The organism is Bradyrhizobium ottawaense (assembly GCF_002278135.3).
Taxonomy (GTDB): Bacteria; Pseudomonadota; Alphaproteobacteria; order Rhizobiales; family Xanthobacteraceae; genus Bradyrhizobium; species Bradyrhizobium ottawaense.
This window is the reverse complement of record NZ_CP029425.2, coordinates 2,056,021-2,070,822: the sequence shown is the minus strand read 5'-3', so window position 1 is coordinate 2,070,822 and position 14,802 is coordinate 2,056,021. Positions and strand designations below refer to the sequence as shown.

Annotated in this window: 14 protein-coding genes; 1 reads left to right on the top strand and 13 read right to left on the bottom strand. The window is 62.9% G+C overall.

Features of this window, described 5'->3' with window-relative positions:
* Positions 1-42 precede the first annotated feature (42 nt).
* Entirely contained in the window at positions 43-837 is a 795-nt protein-coding gene (locus CIT37_RS09890) for a MetQ/NlpA family ABC transporter substrate-binding protein (RefSeq protein ID WP_028144345.1), read from the bottom strand.
* 320 nt (positions 838-1,157) lie between these two features.
* Here CIT37_RS09890 and CIT37_RS09885 point away from each other — a divergent pair, with 320 nt between their 5' ends.
* A complete protein-coding gene (locus tag CIT37_RS09885; RefSeq protein WP_038970856.1) occupies positions 1,158-2,945 on the top strand; it encodes a peptide ABC transporter substrate-binding protein in 1,788 nt (595 codons plus the stop codon).
* Positions 2,946-4,418: 1,473 nt separating this feature from the next.
* Here the strand turns inward: CIT37_RS09885 and CIT37_RS09880 are convergent.
* From CIT37_RS09880 to CIT37_RS09825, 12 genes are all read right to left on the bottom strand, one after another.
* Positions 4,419-4,697, bottom strand: coding sequence for a DUF2934 domain-containing protein (locus tag CIT37_RS09880; RefSeq protein WP_038948495.1), 279 nt, complete (start codon positions 4,695-4,697; stop codon positions 4,419-4,421).
* Between the two features lie 393 nt (positions 4,698-5,090).
* Complete coding sequence (locus tag CIT37_RS09875; protein WP_095426612.1) at positions 5,091-5,252, bottom strand: DUF2934 domain-containing protein; 162 nt, start codon at positions 5,250-5,252, stop codon at positions 5,091-5,093.
* A gap of 483 nt (positions 5,253-5,735) precedes the next feature.
* The gene (locus CIT37_RS09870; RefSeq protein ID WP_091960733.1) at positions 5,736-5,918 is read right to left on the bottom strand and encodes a hypothetical protein; all 183 of its coding nucleotides are present in this window, start codon (positions 5,916-5,918) and stop codon (positions 5,736-5,738) included.
* A gap of 47 nt (positions 5,919-5,965) precedes the next feature.
* Positions 5,966-7,081, bottom strand: a complete 1,116-nt coding sequence (locus CIT37_RS09865) for a WD40 repeat domain-containing protein (protein WP_244611377.1) — start codon at positions 7,079-7,081, stop codon at positions 5,966-5,968.
* A gap of 8 nt (positions 7,082-7,089) precedes the next feature.
* Positions 7,090-7,398, bottom strand: a complete 309-nt coding sequence (locus tag CIT37_RS09860; protein ID WP_161966362.1) for a hypothetical protein — start codon at positions 7,396-7,398, stop codon at positions 7,090-7,092.
* Positions 7,395-7,844: a hypothetical protein gene (locus CIT37_RS09855; RefSeq protein ID WP_095426614.1), complete on the bottom strand. Its 450-nt coding sequence runs from the start codon at positions 7,842-7,844 to the stop codon at positions 7,395-7,397. The genes CIT37_RS09860 and CIT37_RS09855 overlap by 4 nt, the downstream gene beginning before the upstream one ends.
* A 17-nt stretch (positions 7,845-7,861) precedes the next feature.
* Positions 7,862-9,928 (bottom strand): sigma-54-dependent Fis family transcriptional regulator, encoded by a 2,067-nt coding sequence (locus CIT37_RS09850; RefSeq protein ID WP_095426615.1) that lies wholly within the window; start codon positions 9,926-9,928, stop codon positions 7,862-7,864.
* A gap of 103 nt (positions 9,929-10,031) precedes the next feature.
* On the bottom strand, positions 10,032-10,526 hold the full coding sequence (locus CIT37_RS09845) for a hypothetical protein (protein WP_095426616.1): 495 nt from the start codon (positions 10,524-10,526) through the stop codon (positions 10,032-10,034).
* A 176-nt stretch (positions 10,527-10,702) separates the two neighbouring features.
* Positions 10,703-12,334: a molecular chaperone GroEL gene (locus tag CIT37_RS09840; RefSeq protein WP_095426617.1), complete on the bottom strand. Its 1,632-nt coding sequence runs from the start codon at positions 12,332-12,334 to the stop codon at positions 10,703-10,705.
* 104 nt (positions 12,335-12,438) lie between these two features.
* Positions 12,439-13,215 carry an iron-sulfur cluster assembly protein gene (locus tag CIT37_RS09835; protein WP_244611375.1) on the bottom strand — a complete coding sequence of 259 codons (777 nt, stop codon included), beginning with the start codon at positions 13,213-13,215 and terminating at the stop codon, positions 12,439-12,441.
* A gap of 65 nt (positions 13,216-13,280) precedes the next feature.
* Positions 13,281-14,303, bottom strand: coding sequence for an amidohydrolase family protein (locus CIT37_RS09830; RefSeq protein ID WP_095426619.1), 1,023 nt, complete (start codon positions 14,301-14,303; stop codon positions 13,281-13,283).
* Positions 14,304-14,425: 122 nt separating this feature from the next.
* Positions 14,426-14,797, bottom strand: coding sequence for an MmoB/DmpM family protein (locus CIT37_RS09825; protein WP_095426620.1), 372 nt, complete (start codon positions 14,795-14,797; stop codon positions 14,426-14,428).
* Positions 14,798-14,802 lie beyond the last annotated feature (5 nt).

Here is a 14,802-nt window from a genome sequence, read left to right as displayed (position 1 = left end):
TGCCCGCCGTGATCGCCCCTGCGCTGGAGCTGGGCAGATTGCCTACCAGCTCGGCAGCACCGCGCCCTTGAACTTGGTCAGGACGAACTCCTTGACCTCCGGCGTGTGGTAGCTGTCGACGAGGATCTTGACCCAGGGCTTGTCCTTGTCGGCGGTGCGCACGGCGATCAGGTTGACATAGGGGCCCTTCGGGTCCTCGCGCAGGATCGGATCCTTGACCGGATCGAGGCCCGCCTGGGTTGCATAATTGGTGTTGATCGCGGCGGCGTCGACATCGTCGAGCGCGCGCGGCGCCTGCGCCGCGTCGACCTCGATGAATTTCAGCTTCTTCGGGTTCTCGGTGATGTCGAGCACCGTCGGCTTGAAGCCGGTGCCGTCCTTCAGCTTGATCAGGCCCTTGTCGCGCAGCAACAGCAGCACGCGGCCACCATTGGTCGGATCGTTCGGGATCGAGACCTTGCCGCCCTCGGGGATGTCGGCGATGGCCTTGTGCTTCTTCGAATAGACGCCGATCGGGAAATTCACGGTCAGGCCGACGGCCTCGATCTTGTAACCGCGGTCGGCTTTCTGGTTGTCGAGATAAGGCTGGTTCTGGAACGAATTGGCCTGGATCTCGCCGGCATCGAGCGCGGCGTTCGGCACGACATAGTCGGAGAATTCGAGCAGCTGGATGTCGAGGCCCTGCTTGGCGGCGATCGGCTTCACCGCCTCCAGGATCTGCGCATGCGGGCCCGGCGTCACGCCGATCTTGATGGTCTCGGCGGTGGCTGCTGCCGACCAGGCGGCGAGCGCGGTTGCGAGCATCAGGGGGAAGCGAAACGACATCTTGGTCTCCATGGCACGGCGAGAATGATTGGAACCGTATTCGCTTCTCCGCCGGATGAAATCAATGAAATGGAAAACCATATTTGCCGCCCGGCGCGGACGACGCTTCTCCGTTCGATCCGATGTGGGGAACGAACGCGCAAACAGCGCCGGAGTTTCGCCATGACCACCCACGCCGCTCCCGGGCGGCGGTCCGGGCCGTGGCCCGCAAGGGCGTTCCCCATCGTCATTTCGTCGCATGGCCCGGCAGTCACGCCGGCATTGCCGCCTCGTGCATGATGCAACATGATGGCCGCCGGCGACGATTTGTCTTCGCGGTGGAGGGTCATCTGATGAACGAGAACGAAATCCGGGGTCTGGTCGCGGAGGTGAAGCAAGGCACGCTGTCCCGACGCTCGTTCATCCAGAAGGTGGCCGCGGTCGGAATCGCAGCGCCCATCGCGAGCCAGATCCTGCTCTGGCACGACGTGGCGATGGCGGATGCCACCTTGCCGTACAAGCCGACCAAGGCCGGCGGCGGCGGCCCGCTCAAGCTGCTGTTCTGGCAGGCGCCGACCCTGCTCAATCCGCATTTCGCGCTCGGCACCAAGGACCAGATGGCCTCGCGCGTGTTCTTCGAGCCGCTCGCCGGCTGGGACAAGGAGGGCAACCTCATCCCGTGCCTCGCCGCCGAGGTTCCGACCAAGGCGAACGGCAGCCTTGCGGCCGACGGCATGAGCGTGGTCTGGAAGCTGAAGCAGGGCGTCAAATGGCATGACGGCCAGCCCTTCACCGCCGACGACGTCATCTTCACCTGGCAATACGCCGCCGATCTCGCCACTGCGGCCTACACCACGGGATCCTACAAGGACATCAAGGTCGAGAAGATCGACGACCACACCGTCAAGGTGATCTTCAGGGCGCCGACGCCGTTCTGGGCCGATCCCTTCGTCGGCTCGGTCGGCTTGATCCTGCCAAAGCATCATTTCGGCGACTATGCCGGCGCCAAGTCGCGCGAGGCACCGGCCAATCTGAAGCCGGTCGGCACCGGCCCGTACAAATTCGTCGAGTTCAAGCCGGGCGATTTGATCCGCGCCGAACGCAATCCCGACTATCACATCAAGAACCAGCCGCATTTCGACACGCTCGAGATCAAGGGCGGCGGCGATGCGGTGTCCGCGGCGCGCACCGTGCTGCAGACCGGCGAGTACGACTTTGCCTGGAACATGCAGGTGGAGGAGGAGGTGCTCAAGCGCATGGAGGCGGGCGGCAAGGGCAAGCTCGACATCACGCCGTCCGGCAATGTCGAGTTCATCATCCTCAACACGACGGACCCGTGGACCGAGATCGACGGCGAGCGCTCCAGCGTCAAGTCCAAGCACCCGACGCTGTCCGATCCCGCGGTGCGCCGGGCGATCAACCTCCTGATCGACCGCGACTCGATCCAGAAATTCATCTACGGCCGCGGCGGCATCGCCACCGCGAGCTTCGTCAACGCGCCCAAGCAGTTCAAATCGCCCAAGCTCAAATACGAGTTCGACGTCGACAAGGCGAACAAGATCCTCGACGAGGCCGGCTGGAAGAAGGGCGCGGACGGCATCCGCGAGAAGGACGGCAAGAAGCTCAAATACGTCTTCCAGACCTCGATCAACGCGCCGCGCCAGAAGACGCAGGCCATCATCAAGCAGGCCTGCCAGAAGGCCGGCATCGACATCGAGCTCAAGTCGGTCACCGCATCGGTGTTCTTCTCCTCCGACGTCGGCAATCCCGACACCTACTCCAAATTCTATGCCGACATGGAGATGTACAACACCACGCAGCCGCAGCCCGACCCGGAGCGCCTGCTGAACCAGTGCGTGTCCTGGGAGATCGCCACCAAGGACAACAAATGGCTCGGCCGCAACAACTCGCGCTATTCCGATCCCGAAGCCGACAAGGCCTACAAGGCCGCGCAGAACGAGCTCGACCCGGTCAAGCGCGCCGCGCTGCTGATGAAGGTCGACGAGATCTTCTGCGAAGCCCACGTGTTCCTGCCGCTGCTCTCACGCCCCATCGTCAACGCCGGCGCCAACAACCTCATGATCGACATCTCCGGCTGGGACACCATCACGTGGAATCTGGCGGCGTGGTATCGGGTTTGAGGGGGCACGGCGCGAAGGCTCTCGTGTCCCGGACAAGCGGCAACGCGCATAGCATGTTGCAGCGCAGAGCCGGGACCCAGGGGCGGCACGGTAGGGCGCAGCGACATGGGCCCCGGCTCTGCAGCGCACCGCAAGAGCGCTGCGCTGCGTCCGGGGCACGAGAGCGGAGTTATGACGCCCGCTCTCTCCACCGTCATTACAATGCGCCAGTGCGCATCCCAGCGGCAGTGCCGTAGGGTGGGCAAAGGCGCATAGCGCCGTGCCCACGATCTCTCTCCATAAGCAACAAGGCGTGGGCACGCTTCCGCTGTGCCCACCCTACGAGATCGAGTGTGTGGCACGCAGCTCGAAACACAGACACGCCTTCCCGATCTCGCGGCTCAATCCGCCCGAGCTTTGCTTCGTCGCTCCACCCTCATAAAGCCAAGAGGGCGCAGGGAAGGCCGGGTGCCAGCGTGCACCCGCGGTCTGCTGCGCGAATAGTGCGCAAAGGAGACCGCACAGCAGCATACAGGTGTCGCCGATCACTCGGCCTTCCCTGCGCGATGGTCGGACGGCTTATGCCGTGATCTCCCGGGAGCCGACCTTTCCTTCTGGCCTCCCTCGCCCCGCGAATTGACGATGCCGTCTGCCCGGTTGGGCTCGCGCGCATCTCCGCAGATGCTTGACCGTAGCAACGACGGCCAGGACCACACGGTTTTGCCGTACGCACGGCCCGCCATTTCGCCGCAGGGTTCGACGACGTTGTGCACGTTGCCGTCGACCTGCCGGCGAGACGAACCTGACAGCGCCGCTCGTCGCACGCGGTTACGGACTCACAGGGACTACCCGCCCTGTCCGCACCTCTCGTGCCGACGCTGCCGCGTCCACCGCAAGCCCGGCTCGCGACAGTGACGACACATAGTCGCCCCTCTTGGGTGAGCCGGGATGGGCGAGAAATACGCCGAAACCGAATTTCGGTAAAGTGGAATATTTTTGTGAGGAGGGGTTGACGGAGGGCGACACAGGGTGGGTTATGGGCAGACAAGTCAATCGTCGCGATTGCTAAACAAGCCCTCAGTCTCCATGGAACACAAGCCTAGCTCCCGCGGCCCGAGACCAAAACCCATCAAGATGTTCCCAACGCCGAGGCATGATGGGTTTCGCAAGAGCTCAACCCATCCTACTACCGAGCTCTCATGCGGCACGGGACCTTCCCCTCCCCATCCTCTTTTCCACTGTGTGCTTCAGATCACAGCAGAATCAGCGGCCCTCCCCTACAATGACCCAGCATGGCCGCAAACAAGGTAACGGCGGTACGCGTGAGGCTGCGGAGGCGATCGACAGCTAGGGACTTTTCGAGGCCGTCCGGGTGAAGAGCCCGGCGGCTTTTTTCTTTGTTGCTGTGCAGCACTGAGAACGTGGATGCCCGGGACAAGCCCGGGCATGACGATGTCCGAACGTGATCTCCCTCAATCGAGGTGGAGCTTCCGCCTATGAACCACCCGCCCCCTTCCGCTCCTCCCGCTCTTCCTCGACCTGCCGCTCCGCTTCGAGCCAGAATTCCAGGTCGCGATTGCTCGGCCGGCCCGCCTGCTCCCAGAGCTCGTAGGCGCGCGCGCGCACCTGGCCGCGCCCCATCATGCGGCGGAGCTTTCGCTTCAGCTCTTCGGCAAAGCTGCGGAAGCGCTGGCCGGTGGTTTCGTCCTTGACGAGCGCGGCCGCTCGCGTGGCGAGTTCGATCTGGTGCTCTATCTTTTTCTGCTCGTCCACCGCCGACACTGCCGTGGGAAAGGAATGTTGTCAGAGCCCGTGCTGTTCAGAGATTGAATTCCTTTCGGGGATGGTCTGTTCCCTCGGCGGCTGCGCGCGGGATGGGAGACCGGAGCGCAACCCATGGGGTCTGACAAGGAGAAGCATGATGGGTTTCGCTTCGCTCCATCCATCCTACCCGCCACCACTGCGAGCCGAAGCGGGCCCCAGCTCAGTGCCACGTCGTATCCGCTTCGACGATCACCACTCTGATTTCGGGATCTTCCGCCGTGTTGCAGGTGCAGGGCATGCCCTCGCCGCAGCGGCAGCCGCCGAGCTTCTCGCTCCACGCCCGGAGCGGATGGTTTTCGCAGACCCATCCCAGACCCCGGCAGAATGGGCACCTCTTGTCGGTCACAGCGTATCCGGCGTCCGCAGCGTGTTCGACTTGTCCTCGTTGCGCAGCTCCTGCTCGGCCGCGTTCCAAAATTCCTCTTCACGGCCTTCTGGCTTGCCGGCTTGCTCCCACAAGCGGTGCGCGCGTTCTCGGATCTCTCGCTCGGTCGGGTCGGGCAATTCTCGTCTCCTCTGGTGAAGCACGGCCCACCCTGGGGGGTATGGGGGGCTTGGAGGCGGGCCGTGCAGGCCAGCGATCGGCGGCGAGGCTGACCCGCGGATTCAAGCTTCGATCGTGCGCGGGAGTTCCTAATCGCGCGGGCCGGACGACGACGTCCTCATCAATTACGCGAGACAGGAAAGAACAGGGCGTCCAGCCAGAACAGGAGCCACTTGGGCAACGCCCCGGCTCTCGAGAAGGCCAGGCGGCCGCGATCACGGGGATCACGACCGCACATCCCGAGGTCGCAAAGGTCAGGACACCAGGGTCGTGCAATGCCTCGGGAGGATGGAGGTGCGAAGCTCGGGAATATCGGTAGCGGGAGAGGGATCCGCCACCACATTCCAAAAAATCAAAATCCTACGTAAATCCGTAAACTTGGATCGGAGGCGCGAGCCCGAGCGTGATACATCTCTTCCGGATGTAGCACCTTCGCCGCGCCTTCACTGCGTTGTTGCGCTACTCTCGAAGGGTTTGTTTTCGGCGATGAACCTCGCCGCCAACACCAAGGCCCCCATCGAAAACTCCTTTCCGTGCGCGGCAATCATACGCTCGGAGAGCTCCGCCAGTTCCTGGAAGAAGTGATCCTTGCTTGTGGCTTCGCTTCGCGCTTCGGTGGCTGTCATGAACTTCCTCCTGGAGCTCGCGGCAAGGCTCGTCGCCCAGCTCGCCGTTACTTGAAGATTTGCGGCGGGAACGTCACGATCGCCGCCTCGCCGCCATGTGTCCCGATGGCAAGATGCTGGCCGTCGTCGGACCAGCGGACGGTCTGGACCGCGCTCCGGCCCGGCGGTTTGACGACCAGTTCGTCGGGTTCGCCGATCCTGGCAACGACGACCCTGCCGTCGGTGTATCCTGCCGCGACCAACGGACGTCCCGGATGCACGTCCACTGCCTCGACAAGGACGAAGCCACCGCGGCCGGTGCCAACGCTCGTCGGCTGTTCGCCACCGTCGTCGAGACTGGAAACGTCCCATGCGATCATGCGGTAGGCTCCGCTCGTCACAAGAATGCGGGAGTCCGCACTCCACGAAAGAGACCGGACGCTTGCAGGATAGCTCGGAATCCGAACGGCGCGCGCATCGGAAAGGCGCAGCAATACGATACCTCCTTCTGCGACGGACATTGCCAGCCAGCTTCCATCGGGACTCCACGCCAAGCTGGAGATGAAGCCCAAAGCCATTGTAGCGGTGGGCTCAGGTCGGGGTCCGAAGGCCCGCACAAGCAGGCAACCGTCAGCTCCCAGCGCGAAGCTCCGACCGTCTGGCGAGACGGCGATCGCGGATGAACTTCCTCCCGCACGCTCCTGAAGCCAGCCGACCTCGCCGTTGGAATCGCAGAATATGACCGACCCGTCGGAAGCAGCCAGAATACCGCCGGCATGCACCGGGGCAACGAGATCGATCGGGGCCGCTAGTTTTGCGGCCTGTCGCGTGACACCGGATGCCGACACATGGAGCAACTGACTGCCATCGCTTGCGATGAAGCCCTCGGGCTGGATCGAGGCGAGATGCAACGAAGCATCGCTGATGACGACTTTCGTCAACGGCGGGATCGGATTCCGCCGTGGCGAGATCGTCGATCGACCTCCGTCCAAGGCCACACGATAACGGTCTTTCGGCGGTTCGCTGTCGGCCAGCGGAGCGATGGCCAGAGAGCCATCGGCAAGCGCGAACGCCACCGCCTGTCCCGCAGCGTCGAACGCCGCGTTCGTAACCGGCGCCCCCATGATCCAATGCCGACCAAGCAAGTCATAGAGCGTAGCCGTCTCAGCTTCCATCGTGTCCATCGGTCGCCTCACCTGCCGGTCGCAATACACCTGTCGAGTTCTTCAAGGCGTCGTTCCAGCGCGGCGCATTGGGCGTCGCATGTTGCCATTCCGGCCCTTGCTTCCTTCAAGCGCTCGTGCGCTTCGTCGATAACGTGGCCGAATGCATGCGAATCGCCCGTCGCCGCGATCTCCTGCTCAATCCTCTGAATCTCGAATTCTGCACCACCGGCGAGCTGACGGTTCAGAAGGTTCCACGATTGAGCGGCCGACATCTGCTGAACGACGAGCAACCGCTCCTTCAGCATCTCGACAAGAACCTCCGGATCGACACTCATGCGCTCGGCTCGATTTGATCAAGGATCCGCTGGAGACCCCGGGCATCGGACACGAAGTGTTGCTGCGCGTCGTTGACGTAAGATTGGAGCGAGTCCCACAGATCGACCCTCAGCAACCGCGCCGGATCGCCCATCATCGTCTCGATGGCCTGAAGACCGAACTGATGCCGCAAGCCGATCCCCTGCAATACGAAATCCGACAGCTCGCGTGCATGCGTTTCGACGAACGGTCGCAGCAGCGGATGTACGCCGTAGCTCATGCCGCGCTTTGCGAGCTCGGACTCGATGAACAAGATGAAATGCCGCACCAGCAAACTTTGGCTTTCGCCGACCAGGTGGACCACGAAAGTGACGTCGCGGTCGGCGCGCGCAAGGATCTGCGAGGCCAGCGTCGCCGCGGGGGCCGGACCATTCCCGCCCTTTTGCTCATCCCAGACAGCCGCCATGAAAGGCTCCCCGATCGCTAGGTCCGGGAACGGTATTGGTGCAATTTGCGGTACAGCGTAGCGCGCGAAAGCCCCAGCTTTTCCGCGGCAGCGGCAATATTGCCGCCGGCGTTTGCGACGGCCCTCTCGATCGCACGCCGCTCCATCTCATCAAAGCGCGCGATCTCGTCGCCCTCCGATCCCGTCGCGCTGTTCTCCGACTGCACCGACATCGAGGGAAGTTGAGCCGGCGTGACCTCCACGAAATCCTCTGGCAGGTCCCTAGGAGTGACGATGCCGGTGATCGTCATCAGCACGAGGTTTTCGATCAGATTGCGCAGCTCGCGAACGTTTCCCGGCCAGGAATAGCGGCGCAGCAACTCCATGGTGGCCGCCTCGAAGCGCAGCGGCTGGGTGCTGTAGATGGTCGCGAATTGCCTGTTGAAGTGATCGATCAGGATCTCGACATCGCCCAGCCGGTCGCGCAGCGGCGGGATGGTGAACTTGACGACGCCAATCCGGAAGTACAGATCTTTCCGGAAACGTCCCTCGGCCACTTCCTGCTTCAGGTTCCGATTGGTCGACGCCACCAGCCGGACGTCCACCGGGCGCGCCTTGCTGTCACCCAGTCTGTACACCGCGCGCTCTTCCAGCACACGGAGCAGGTAAGGTTGCAGGTCCATCGGCATCTCGCCGATCTCGTCCAAGCTGAGCACGCCGCCATTGGCAAATTCGAACCGCCCGGGCCTTCCCTCGCGCGTCGCGCCAGTATAAGCGCCCGGCGCATGCCCGAACAATTCGCCGCCGAGCAACTCTTTCGACACCGCGCCGCAATTGAAGGCAACGAAAGGCTCCTTGCCGGTCTTCTGACTGGCGGCATGAACCAGGCGGGCGAAGAGTTCCTTGCCGACGCCCGTCTCGCCCTCGAGCAGGATTGCCGTCCGGCCGAGCGCCGCCCGCTCGATTTTCTGCACCACCTCGAGCAATGCCTCGCTACATCCGACGATTGCTTCCTTTGCCGACATCAGGGCGGCGCGGGTTGTCGGCGACATCTCGGATGCAGCAGGATTTGACCGCGGCTTCGAAGCAAGCACGAGCATTGCGCCCTTCACGACCCCGTCGACGATAAGTGGCTCGATCCGCTGCTCGCGCAGCTCTTCGGGCAACCCCTCGGCCAAGTCTTTTCCCAAAAGGCCTTCGCGACTTGGAAGAATCTGTGACCCAATGCTCAACTCACGAGACTGCGCGAGCCGCCGCCAGCGAGCCGACGCCATGTCGTTGTGATGGACGACCCGACCAAAGCGATCCAGGATCACCACGCCGTCGGCACTGCCCATCCCCGGCATCCGAGAGATGCTCGCCTCGAGGAGCAGTATTCTCTCGAGCCGGATCTTTTCCGAAAGGGCAAGCTCGATATGGTTGGCGGCGATCACCGCCAGCGCGACATTGTGACGATGGAAGATTGCCTGTGGTCCGGAAAAATCGATGATGCCGATGATGCTGCCGTCGATCGGGCTGCGAATGGGACTGCCGACGCAGGTCCAGGCCTTGATGCCTTCGGAGAAGTGCTCCGCCGCGTGGACATGGACCGGCTTGCCCGTGACGAGCGCCGTGCCAATGCCGTTGGTGCCCGTCACCGTCTCGCCCCAGTCGGCGCCGACTTCGAGGCGAATATCGTGCCCCGCATCGATCGTCCGCTGGTCGCCCCCGACATCGAGCACGACGCCATTCCTGTCGGTGATGACCAACATCGTGGCCGCATCGCCAAGGACTTCCGCCACCCGGCGAAAGGTCTGCGCGCTGGAGCCGAGCAGATCGTCGTTCTTCAGACGCAGCTCATAGAGATCGTCCGGCGAGGCGATGAGACCGCTGCCCTTGCAACGGGCATCGACACCCGATTGGATGCTGCGCTGCCACGACTCCTCGATGACGCCTCGCACCAGCGCGTTCTCGCGCTTCGCGTCTCCGAATGTCAGGAAGTTCTCCCACGCTCTGTTGGTCTCTCGTTCATCGTAGGGCCGCCCCTGCTCCGCATCAGTCGCGTCCGGAACTTTGTAGCCTTCCAGGGAAAACGGCGGCTTAGCCATGAACGTTTCCGTCAGCATTGGGGCACCAAATCTGAATGGGCAAACAGCAGCTTGATCGGCAGAAACGACATGAGCCGGACCCGATCGAGATCGATATCCCGCAAGGTCCAGGCCGTGGAGACTATTCGATGCTTCTGGCGATCGCGTCCAAGCCGAGACGATTGGAGATGACCTGCTCCAGCTGCGCCTCCGACGTCTCATCGGGGACGCTCACGCCTTCCAGGTCGATCAGGACCTTGTACAACTCGTCGTCCAGCGGATCGAAGATCCCGTTCTCGCGCGTCGCCAGCGCGAAGTGGCGCGATCGGCCGCTGCCGCGCAGCTCGCCGACAAAATGGAGTTGCCGGCCCGAAGCGAGATCGGCGATCACGACGCGACCATTAAAGCTGATCCGCACATAGGGCTCGAGCTCCTTTGGCCGCGCCGGAGACGTAGACCAGAGCTTGCCCGATGGCTCAGGCTGCGAAGGAGGCTTCGGATTGCGCAACTCCTGCCAACGCCCGAGCGTCAGATGATTGGCGAGCGAGTTGATGGTGGTGCGGTTCTTCTGAAGGAAGTCCTTCGCCGCCACCTCTTCGCGGTGCGGACCGTCGCGTTTGGAGATGATGTAGGCCATGTCCCGCTTCCTCCTGCCCGGCTAGTCAGATGTCCGTGGAGGCTTGTTACACGCCTCCTTCGGCTCATGCCGGAGCTTCCAAGATTGTACCGCGTTCCGGATCGTTGTCACCTAAGATATCCCGACCGCTTCGAGCCTGAAGCGGTGCGGCGGAACATGAGGCGCGTGCACACGCCTCATGCGCGGCCAAGCTTCTCTGCTCCGCCGCCGAGTGCCGGCCCCTGCGTCGGATCGGTGTATTGCGGCACGTCCGCAACCAACGTGTTGGTGGTCAGGACCAGCGTGGCGACGGAGGCTGCGTTTCGAAGCGCGGTATACGTCACCCTGACGGGGTCGACGATGCCGGCCGAGACCATGTCGATGAAAACGCCGTTTGCGGCGTCGAATCCGACGCCCGTCCGCGAGCTTTGCAGCTCGGCCACGACCTTCTGCGCATCATGCCCCGCATTCCGCGCGATGAAGGCGGCAGGACGCGACAAGGTTTCACGTACCAGCCTGATGCCTTCACCCAGATCGCCATTGATGTTGCCGAGCGTGCGCGCCACCACCGGCGCGCACTGCGCCAATGCCGTGCCGCCACCGGGTACGATGCCCTCCTCGGCCGCGGCCCGCGCCGCGCTCAGCGCATCGTCGATCAGCTGGATCGTACGCTTCTGCTCGACCGGCGTGACGCCCCCCGCAAAGATAACCGCGGTTCCGCCCGACAATTTGGCGAGGCGCTCCTTGAGCTTGTCCTGCTCGATGTTGGGCGGTGCCAGATCGTGCTGCTTGGCCACCTGCTGGCGCCGCGCCGCAATCGCCGCATCGTCGCCACCGCCCCTGATGATGACCGTTTCACGCGCGCTCGCCCGCACCTGCCGCGCGGTGCCGAGATCGCCCATGCCGATCTCCTCCAGCCTGCCGCCGAGCTCGCGGGCGATGACCCGGCCGCCGGTGATGATGGCGAGGTCGTCCATCATCGCCTTGCGCCAATGGCCGTAGTCAGGTGGATTGACCACGAGCACCTTGCCGCGGTTGCCATCGCCCAGCAGCGTGACGACGACCTCCGGCGCGATCTCCTCAGCGACGATGACGAGCGGCCGTCCGGTCGCGGCCACCATCGCGCGGACCGGTGACAGTTCGCTCGGCGTCCTGATCTTCAGATCGGTCAGGAGAATGTAGGGCTGGTCCAGCACCACTTCCATCTTCTCGACGTCCGTCACCATATGGTGGGAAATGTAACCGCGGTCGAACGACATGCCTTCGACGACCTCGAGCGTCGTGCTCGTCGTCAGCCCGTATTCGGAACTGATGATGCCGTCCTTGCCAACGCGCTCGACCGCCTCGGCGATCAGACCGCCCAGGTGAGCGTCGGTCGATGCGATCGTCGCCACCGCCTGCAGGGTCTTGCGATCCGTTACGGCGACCGCCGCACCCTTCAGGGTCTCGACGACGACCTCGACGGCCCGGTCGATCCCCTTGCAGAGATCGACGGCCTTGGCGCCTCGCTCCAGGGCCACAACGCCGCCTTGAATGAGGCCGTTCGCGAGCACCATCGCCGTCGTCGTACCGTCGCCGGCGACTTCGTTGGTCTGCATCGAGACCTCACGCACCACCTGTGCGCCCATGTTCTCGAACCGGTCCGGCAGTTCGATCTCGGAGGCGATGGTCACGCCGTCGCGCGATACGATGGGCGTGCCGATCGGCCTGTCCACCATCGCGTTCATGCCCTTCGGACCGAGCGTCGATTCGACCGCGGCGGCGAGCTTCTGGACCCCGCGCGCGAGAGCACGGCGAGCTTCGATGTCATGCAGCAGAATTTTTGGCATTGCGCTTCACTCCCACGTGGTCGTCTCTTGGTTATCAGCTCGGGCGGGCTTGCTGTCCGCTCCGTCCAGTGGCGCTCGCAGGCGCTTCGTGCAGCGGCCCAGCCTCACACAAGCGCTGCGGAATGTGCCTTCAGGACCGCCGGTCCCACAGACTGCGCGGCACAACCACTGTCGCAGCCGCCGCATGGCCCCGGCGTCTGGCTCGACCGATCCCCATCGACATCGCGATAGCGGACCGCAAGGAGCCCTCTGCACAAGGAGCTGTTGAACTCCATGTTGATGCGCACGCCTCGCAACCGCTGCAGATACGAGACCATTTCGTGTCGCTTGATCGTGCATCCATCGTAGGTGACAAAGGCGCGATCGCCGGCGAGATTGCCGAGGTTCCGCTCGACCAGAAGCTCTCGATAGCGCGGCTTCTGGCGGGCAATTTCCTCCGAGTCGAAGTTGATCGCGTCGAATGTGCTCAGGTCCATCCGGCAGATCGCCGGATCCTCATAACCCAGCCCTCGCAATGCCAGTATCATGGTCTCCTGGCGCCGTTCGAATGCCTTGCGGCGAAATTTCTCCCGCAGCTCGTCAAGCGACCCGCCGCTTGCGAAATCCTTGAGCGCCTCGCCAAACGACATGCCCTCGCGGACACCCTTGTTGATCTCCTCGGCGACCATGTGATCTCGAAGCTGCGGACGGGCCTCGCGAACCCATGGCAGCGAGGATACCGCCCGGCGCATGTCATCGGCCATCAGGAAGGCGAAGTTCGCCGAACACCAATAGGTCGGCAGACGAAAGACGATCTCGACGCCGTCGTCATGATCGACGGAGACCTGCTCGACAAATCCGAGCTCGGTGACCGGTTCGTCCAGCTCGGGATCCGTCACCATCGCAAGGCGCTCCCACACCTCGCCGGTCTTACGATCATGCTGATGTTGGAGCGCGCTCATGATGTCTACTCCGCCGCAGCCGCGTGAACCTGCTGTGCAAGCTTCGCCTTCTGCGCCTCGACGTCGACGCCATAGAGGCGCGCCGCATTGAGGCCCAGGATCTTCCGCTTCGCCTGGGGGGTGAGGTCGACGCCGTGCTCCTGCTTCAGGTCTTCCGGCAGCTCGAAGTTCCAGAACTTCTCGACCAGCCAGCGAGGCGTCCAGATCGCGTAATCGCTGCCGAAGAGAATCTTGTCCTCACCGACCCAGAACAGAAGCTCGCTGATCACCTCGGCGAAATAGCGCGGACGTCCGTGGATGAAGGGGAGTGCCACCGCGAGGCCGCCATGGACGTTGGTCTCCTGCACGGCGATCCAGCAGAAATCGTCGAGGCGCGGCAGACCGCAATGCTCGATGATGAAATTCAGCCCCTGGAAATCGGTCGCGGCATGGTCGACGTCGTGAACATCGAAGGCATCCTTGTCCAACGGAATGATCGTCGGCCCCTTGTGGACGTGGATGTTGGTGATGCCCAGCTTCTGGCAGAGCTCGAAGCAACGATATGCGTTGGGATCCGTAAGCTTCCAGCCGCGCGAGTCGCCCTTCCACTCGGCCGTATAGAGCTTGACGCCCTTGATGCCGAACGTCTCCTTCATGTAGTGGATATACTCGAGCGCCTTCTCGCCGTCCCGCGGATCGAAGGCGCCGTTGACGATGAAGCGGTCCTTGTACCTCTTCGCCATCTCGGCATTGCGATCGATGGTATTGAACCCGTTCTTGTAGAACTCGGTCAGGTAGGTCGACTGAACGACGGCCATGTCGTCCGGACCATCGACGAACAGATCGTGGTACATCTGGTCGGCACTGTATTTCTCGAACTGCTCCTTCGGCCAGAGCTTGTCCTTCGGGCTGAGCGAGGTGTGATAGGCGTAGAAGCAGTCGATGAACTGCTTGCCGTGGATGTTGAGCTGGTTTGCCGGGCTACCGTCCCAGAAATGGGTGTGACCGTCGATTACGAAAACTTCCTCGCCGCTGGGAGTGATGAACATGGTGATCTCCAGGAATCCTTGGTTAGCTCTATTCGATCAATCGATGCGCTGACGTCGCGCTGGAACGGTTCGAGAAGAGGTGGGGCCACGAAGCGGCCCCACCCAGTCAGGGAGAATGGAGCTCACTCGATGTATTCGAAGACCTCGTCCATGTTGCCGAACAGCGTCACCGTGTTGTCGTCGATGCGCACCATCCGGCCGTAGTGGGTCGAGGTATTCACCTCGAAGATCTCGGCGGTCATGTCCTTCCCGAGAATTTCGCTGATCTCGTCCATCTTGAAGATCAGCTTGCCCTCGCCGTCGATGCGGATCAGCGCGGGCTGGTAGGTCACGGTGACGTTCGGCTTCTTTCCCATGAACTCGGCAATGGCTCGCGCCTCGACGCTGTCGTTCATGGTGACGCCGCACTGATGGGAAATCGTTTGCTCGAAACGAAGATCTCCCATCTTCTGAAAGATGTTCTGGTTGGTCGCAGATCTGGAAACGACGGACATTGCAA

Coding starts and splice junctions, on each gene's coding strand:
- CIT37_RS09890 (WP_028144345.1), bottom strand. CDS start 837: ATGGAGACCAAGATGTCGTTTCGCTTCCCCCTGATGCTCGCAACCGCG.
- CIT37_RS09885 (WP_038970856.1), top strand. CDS start 1,158: ATGAACGAGAACGAAATCCGGGGTCTGGTCGCGGAGGTGAAGCAAGGC.
- CIT37_RS09870 (WP_091960733.1), bottom strand. CDS start 5,918: ATGACAGCCACCGAAGCGCGAAGCGAAGCCACAAGCAAGGATCACTTC.
- CIT37_RS09865 (WP_244611377.1), bottom strand. CDS start 7,081: ATGGACACGATGGAAGCTGAGACGGCTACGCTCTATGACTTGCTTGGT.
- CIT37_RS09860 (WP_161966362.1), bottom strand. CDS start 7,398: ATGAGTGTCGATCCGGAGGTTCTTGTCGAGATGCTGAAGGAGCGGTTG.
- CIT37_RS09855 (WP_095426614.1), bottom strand. CDS start 7,844: ATGGCGGCTGTCTGGGATGAGCAAAAGGGCGGGAATGGTCCGGCCCCC.
- CIT37_RS09850 (WP_095426615.1), bottom strand. CDS start 9,928: ATGCTGACGGAAACGTTCATGGCTAAGCCGCCGTTTTCCCTGGAAGGC.
- CIT37_RS09845 (WP_095426616.1), bottom strand. CDS start 10,526: ATGGCCTACATCATCTCCAAACGCGACGGTCCGCACCGCGAAGAGGTG.
- CIT37_RS09840 (WP_095426617.1), bottom strand. CDS start 12,334: ATGCCAAAAATTCTGCTGCATGACATCGAAGCTCGCCGTGCTCTCGCG.
- CIT37_RS09835 (WP_244611375.1), bottom strand. CDS start 13,215: ATGGTGACGGATCCCGAGCTGGACGAACCGGTCACCGAGCTCGGATTT.
- CIT37_RS09830 (WP_095426619.1), bottom strand. CDS start 14,303: ATGTTCATCACTCCCAGCGGCGAGGAAGTTTTCGTAATCGACGGTCAC.
- CIT37_RS09825 (WP_095426620.1), bottom strand. CDS start 14,797: ATGTCCGTCGTTTCCAGATCTGCGACCAACCAGAACATCTTTCAGAAG.